This window comes from Spirosoma oryzae, from assembly GCF_003002825.1.
Classification (GTDB): Bacteria; Bacteroidota; Bacteroidia; order Cytophagales; family Spirosomataceae; genus Spirosoma; species Spirosoma oryzae.
In genome coordinates this window covers 1-5,986 of the sequence record NZ_PVTE01000062.1, presented here as the reverse complement: position 1 = coordinate 5,986, position 5,986 = coordinate 1, and the positions used below count along the sequence as shown (strand labels likewise).

Annotated in this window: 5 protein-coding genes and 1 pseudogene; 2 read left to right on the top strand and 4 right to left on the bottom strand. The window is 54.9% G+C overall.

Annotation, left to right across the window (positions count from 1 at the left end; genetic code table 11):
* Both CLV58_RS27760 and CLV58_RS27755 read right to left on the bottom strand, forming a co-directional pair.
* On the bottom strand, positions 1-1,052 hold a 1,052-nt coding region (locus CLV58_RS27760; protein WP_483881774.1), incomplete at its 3' end, for an Ig-like domain-containing protein.
* 147 nt (positions 1,053-1,199) lie between these two features.
* The gene (locus tag CLV58_RS27755) at positions 1,200-2,228 is read right to left on the bottom strand and encodes an alpha/beta hydrolase family protein (protein WP_106141102.1); all 1,029 of its coding nucleotides are present in this window, start codon (positions 2,226-2,228) and stop codon (positions 1,200-1,202) included.
* A 271-nt stretch (positions 2,229-2,499) separates the two neighbouring features.
* Here CLV58_RS27755 and CLV58_RS27750 point away from each other — a divergent pair, with 271 nt between their 5' ends.
* Complete coding sequence (locus CLV58_RS27750) at positions 2,500-3,306, top strand: AraC family transcriptional regulator (RefSeq protein ID WP_106141101.1); 807 nt, start codon at positions 2,500-2,502, stop codon at positions 3,304-3,306.
* 118 nt (positions 3,307-3,424) lie between these two features.
* The gene (locus CLV58_RS27745; RefSeq protein WP_106141100.1) at positions 3,425-4,852 is read left to right on the top strand and encodes an alpha/beta fold hydrolase; all 1,428 of its coding nucleotides are present in this window, start codon (positions 3,425-3,427) and stop codon (positions 4,850-4,852) included.
* On the opposite strand, the gene CLV58_RS28230 is transcribed toward CLV58_RS27745, so the two are convergent.
* Both CLV58_RS28230 and CLV58_RS29345 read right to left on the bottom strand, forming a co-directional pair.
* Positions 4,839-5,663, bottom strand: coding sequence for a carboxylesterase family protein (locus tag CLV58_RS28230; protein WP_170108823.1), 825 nt, complete (start codon positions 5,661-5,663; stop codon positions 4,839-4,841). The genes CLV58_RS27745 and CLV58_RS28230 overlap by 14 nt on opposite strands.
* Before the next feature lie 113 nt (positions 5,664-5,776).
* Positions 5,777-5,881: pseudogene (locus tag CLV58_RS29345) on the bottom strand (DUF5694 domain-containing protein); the annotation flags it as partial.
* Between the last annotated feature and the right edge of the window lie 105 nt (positions 5,882-5,986).

The window sequence follows — 5,986 nt, the reverse complement described above, 5'->3', positions numbered from 1 at the left end:
GTCACGCTGTAGGTAGCGTTCAGGCTGACAGTTGCCTGATTGCTGGTTCCAACCTGGGCAGCGCCATCACTGAACCGGTAGTTACTCCCTTCACCAGCCGTCAGGGTCACCGTTGTCTTGGCGCAACTCAGCGGGCCGTCGTTGGTCAGCGTTGCCACGGGCAGGGCATTGACCGTATAGATCAGGGCCACCCGTGGACCTTCGCAGCCGTTGCCCAGCTGACTGACGTAGTAGGTGGTCGAACCAACCGTGCTGGTCGGTGGCACCGGCGCATTGGCAGATGCAGTGCCACCGGTCGCGGCCGTATACCAGTTCAAGGAGGCTCCCGGCGAAGCCGTCACACCCGTAGCCAGCGAGACCGGCGTGGTGTTCTGGCAAACCGTCACCGGCGTTGTCGACGGTGCGGGCGGGATTGCTTTTACCGTCAGGTTGACGCTACCCGAGCTGGCACCGCCCCCACTGAGGTAGACTGAATACGGACCGGCCACGCGGTCGGCGGGAATAGATGCCGTAATCGTACCGCTGGCCTGACTGGCGTTCAGCGTCGTCAGCAACAAGTTACTCGTCGACGGACCGTTAAGGTACACCATCAGGGTTGTGCCTGGTGAGGAGTTCGTGTAGGCCACGCTGATCGTCCCTCCCGCGCACACGGCTTCGGGTGTTACGGAACCGATCGCCAGCGCGTTGCCCGTCGAGACGAGTTGCGTCGTGCCGTAGCTGGTCCCCGCCTGGTTGACGGCATAGGCCCGTACCGAGTAGATCGTTGACGGGCTCAGGTTGGTGACGGCCTGGGCGAAACTACCCGTTCCCGCCCCAATAGCCACTCTGGTATCGCTGGTAGTGGGGGTTCCGTTACCGGCGACGTAGACCACGCCCCGCTCGCTGACCGTACCCGCACCGGCGTCGGTTACCTCGCCACCCAGCGTGGCACCACTGCTACTTACTCCCGTAGGCGTGGCCGTGACCACGCTGGGCAGCACCACAATGGTGAACGAGTTAACCGCACTATAGGCACTGACCGCCTGGCTAGCTAGCTGCGCGCGGGCCTGCACGGTGTGCCCCCCCGGTGCCAGATCGCTCAGTTGGGTAAGCGTCCAGTTGGACTTGCAACAGCCAAGAGCGTTTACAGAGACTGAAATGTCAGTTGTGATAGGTAGTTGTGGTCAACTCGACCAGCCTAAAGTTTAGAGTGGCCACCACTAATGCGAGTCTAACCACTCCAGGTAGTCGCAATGCACCCGGTTGCCATCATACACTTTACCCACCACTTGGCCACCGCTATCATAGCTGATATGGCGAAGCGAGTGATCTAAATCCACATAGGTTTTAAGCGTCAGATTCGTCTTGCCCCGACGAGCAAACTCCAGCGGTAACACATCATTTGAATGCGCCCGTACATCCGCAGTGCCCGATACAATACAGATTGGGATGTGCAGGCTCGTGAGGTAGTGTACATTGTTGGTGTGTGAGAAGGAATATATACTCCGGTTTGAATCGCCAACCGTCGCGTTGGTGGTGTTCAACGAATCACGACAAACCGCCAACCAGTCCTTCTGTAAGCGCTCGACCAGTTGCTGCGCTTGGGCTTGCTGCAAGGGCGAACCGATACCACTGGCGCGGGCTTCGCGGATTTGAGCTTGCTGGCGGCCCTCCACGTTACCTGAGTAGGCAATCAGGTGAGTGATCTGCTTATTGGTGTAGGCTGTCTTCAGACTTACTTGATAGCCTTCCGATCCCCCCACGATTACCACCCGTCGGGCGTCGGCCCAGGGTTGTTTGAGTACGTAGGTCAGCACGGCGTTGGTCTGGTCCACGTAGTATTCCAAATAGTTGCGGGCATGGTAGGCCCGTGGAAACATGGCCAGGGCGGGTTTGCCGCTAAAAAGCGTATCTAGGTAGGTATCTTCCACCTGTAGGGGGATGCCCGGTTTGGCAATCATCAGGATATGGTACTTGTGCCGGTAGTCGTACACAGGCGCAGGTAACTCGGTCAGGCTAATCTGCTGGTTTTTAGGGTTGCGCGTAAGCAGTGGGATGGGTAAGGATCCCTGCCGAAAGATCAAGATGGGCTTTTTGTTGGTTAGTTGATGGCGGTCACCAACTAGAACGAACTGAGTGGTGTCGGCTCCAAAAGGGATGGAGAAGGTGATTAGTTGATGGCTGGTTTGTTGAGCATTGACTAGTTCAGTTGCCAGCAGCCAGAAGACTACAAGTAGGCGTGTTTTCATTCTGGTAAGGTGGAGCGGATTACCGAACAAAAATGAAAGCGGTTGCCGAATTGGCCAAGTTAAAAGTTGTTAAGGCAACTGCAGGATCATGAAGTATCTCACGGGCCAGCGTTTTTCGAGAACTTGTACGTCCTTAAATACAAACTATAGCGTACCATCAGCTGCCGGAAATTGAAATCCTCCGTTAATCATATTTGGTAGCGCATAGGTGTAATTTGTCCCTTAGCTTAGGACTGACAAGCACCGCTCGTCGATCCCCCACCCGACGCTGATGACTGAAATCTTCGAAAACATCAAAAAACTCTACCGGTTTTACGCTCCCACCGGAGAGCTGGCTAACTTCATTGAGTTCTTTGCCGAGTCATCGGCCGAGGAAACCTACCGCTACGTGGCTGATAGTCGGTTTACCATCAAGATGTTTCCCAGCTGGACGCCGACCTGCTATCTCAACCTGGGCCCACCTTATCAGCTGGCGATTGGCTCGAAGCGCTACCTCATCCAGGCCAATACCGACGTACTCATCCTGCGTAATACCATCGTCGAACGCTTCAATCTGCCAACCGATTCCATTTTTACCATCAAGTTTTACCCCGGCGGCCTGGAAGCGATACTGGGCATCAGTCAGCCGCCCCTGATTGATCAGGTGGTCCGGCTGGAAACCGTTTTGCCGGCCAGCCTGATTCAGCGGGCTAAACAAGTCGACCTGTTTGAGCAGCGTATTGAACTGCTCCAGCACTTCTTCCTGGATCAATACCAGCAGCATAAAAAAGTTAACCATTACCGCACCTTCGTCGCCGACACAATTGGCACCTTTGAAGCGAGTGGGTTGGTGCTGAACCCTGGTCAGCTCGCCGACCGACTGTTTGCTACCTCCCGGACCATCAATCGTTATTTTCATCGCGTGGTGGGTACCTCCCCCAAGCAATACTTATCCCAGCTACGGATTCGGGCCGCGCTCTCAGCCTATGTCGCCGATAAGAACCGATTCGCCTGCGAGGACTACGGTTACTATGACCTGAGCCATTTCTACAAAGACGTCGTCAAGTTTACAGGTCAGAAGGTAGGCCAGTCGCGCTAAGTAGCCGGAGGGCTACCCGTTAACTGCCCGCGAGAGTACAGCGCGTCATTTTGTCCGTTTTTTACTACGCTCGCTGCGCAGAACGCGGTTGCTTTGTGGAAACATAAATCAACCGCGCATGAACCGATTTTTGTGGCTGCTGTTAGTCGCAGCCTGTAGTCCCTACCCCCGGGCGTACAGCCAGCCGGGAGTGATCCGGCCTGTTGAGCCCTGCTCGTGTCCCGTATCCATCGACAGCAGCTTTCGTTCGCGTTGTGCGTATCTGATTGTGCCCGAAAACCGTAGCCGCCCCAACGCAAAGACACTAAAGCTACCTTTCATGGTGGTGGAGAGCAAAAATCCGCGCAAGAAGAAGGATCCACTCCTGTTTACGGCCGGTGGGCCTGGGGGAAGCTCACTGGGGTGGACCCGAAGCGTTCCCCAGGGACTAGTGATCAACGACCGGGATTGTATTGCCTTTGAACAACGCGGCACGCGCTACGCGGTGCCCAACTTGTGGCGTGACGACTTGAGCAATGCCATCAAAGAGTCATACCGCAAAAACCTTAACAAGGACAGCATGGTCGTGGTGGGCGTAAAACGCTATAAAAAGACGCTGGAAGCACAGGGTATCGATTTGTCGGCCTACAACACCGACGAAAGCGCAGCGGACTTACAGGACCTGATTGCTACGCTCCGGCTTGATTCGGTCAATCTGTTCGGAGGCTCGTATAGTGGGGGGCTTATGCTGGCCGTACTCCAGAAAAACCCGGTCCCTGCCCGGTCCTTAATTCTTGACTCGCCCCTTCCCACATTTGTACCGATCGATGAAGATGAGCCGGCCAACTTTGCGGAATCATTGGCGGTGCTCTGGCAGCACGTCGAGCAGGATTCGACCCATACCGATCGATACCGGAATCTGAAAGCACGATTTGAACGCTATTTCACCGCGATCGACGGACAGACTTTCACCATACCCTACCTCGAAAAAGGCACGAGTCAGCCGATAGCCATTCAGTACACCCGCAATGATTTGCTAGGCATCCTGGTCCGGGCCCCCACTAAAGACATTGCCTACATCGTAACGGAACTGATCCGGGGTAATCATGCGCCTTACGTCAAGCCAATGCTTGATCGACTCTTTGCGGGTGGGGTTGGCCCATCGGGCATGCGGATATCGGCCTACTGCGCGGATCAGGCCACGTACCACAGCGAAACCGTTATCCGGCAACTCTACAACGCCTACCCGTATTTGCGGGGCTATCACATCAACGACGTCTACAAGGAGATGTGTGATTGCTGGCAGGTAGCGCCCGTAAAAGCCAGCACCAAAGAGCCGTTCTACTCGACTAAGCCGGCGTTGTTGACTGATGGTGCTATGGACAATGCGTGTCGCCCGCTTTACATCGATCGCATTCATCATTATATGCCCAACAGTCAGCGACTCCTGTTTCTAAATCGGGCCCATATGGTTAGCAGCCCTGAGATGGACCGCTTCATGCAGGCTTTTCTAACGAATCCCTACAAAAAAGTGGTGTCAGACCGAAAGGAGATTATCGCTTATTAGGCGTGACTCTTTGTTTATGGTAGCGCTTGCGCTGGTCGAATAGCCACTCAAATAAGCCTGCTTCTGCGTACGCCTGCTGGACAATATTGTGGCCAGCCCCGCTATACTCCGTATAGATAGGGTTCCCACCATGCTGGCATAGGGCCGCTACCATCAGTCGGGAATACAACGCTGGGTTGACCTTGTCGGCCGAGCCATGAAATAGCCACACCGGGGTAGTATAGATCGCTACGGCCATCCCCGTGTCCGCCACGGAGCACACGGGGATGGCCGCAGCGAACAACCTGGGGCGTCGCATCAGTAGATCGAAGGCCCCTTCTCCGCCGCCGGAATAACCCGTGAGATAGACGCGATCCGGATCGATGGCCAGTTGATCGATTAACTCGTCCACAAGCGCCAGAGTTAGCCGGGCAGGACGGGTCGGCTCAGCCGACGTGCGCAAACTCCGGGGAAAGTGGGGGAAGTCGACCCATACCTGCTTTCTGGGACACTGGGGCACCAGCATAAAACAGGGGAACTGTTGACGGCCGGATTCATTGGTCAGCGCCGTGGGCACGCGTACCAATGACGTCTGGTTATCATTGCCCCGCTCACCGTTACCGTGCAGATACAGCAGGAGGGGATACTTTTTACGACTGTCGTAGTTGAGCGGATACAACAACCGATAGCGAAGCGTGTCGCTACCAGCTACATATGTTCTTTTAGTAAACCCTACCCCGTCGGGAGACGATGAATGCGAGAATGGTACTTGAGCCAGGCTGGGGCCATGTAGACCAAGTAGCAGCAGGGTGACGAAGAGGATGGTTCGCAAGCAGATTGTCGAATTGGCTAGGTTAAAGCGGCAAGTAAATCAGGCTAGGCGTCGTTGCCAAATGAAATGCTCCCTAATGTGAGAAGATCAGCCCTTGATTGAAAACCGGTTACTTATTTCAAGTAGTCTAGCGTGTTGGCCAAGTCAAAGTCAGGACTAGCAGTTAGCAAATGGTTTAGAATGTAGACATGGGTATTGCCATACAACACCAGAATACGGTCTGAGGGGCTGAGATGGTCTAATTAATCGGCACAGTGAACTTGCTTAACTTAGCAAGATCATGCTGCAACCAGGTAAACCCAAAACTCGGCGTAAATATGACG

Excerpts from the sequence above, each read along its gene's own strand:
- CLV58_RS27755 (WP_106141102.1), bottom strand. The coding sequence starts at position 2,228 with ATGAAAACACGCCTACTTGTAGTCTTCTGGCTGCTGGCAACTGAACTA.
- CLV58_RS27750 (WP_106141101.1), top strand. The coding sequence starts at position 2,500 with ATGACTGAAATCTTCGAAAACATCAAAAAACTCTACCGGTTTTACGCT.
- CLV58_RS27745 (WP_106141100.1), top strand. The coding sequence starts at position 3,425 with ATGAACCGATTTTTGTGGCTGCTGTTAGTCGCAGCCTGTAGTCCCTAC.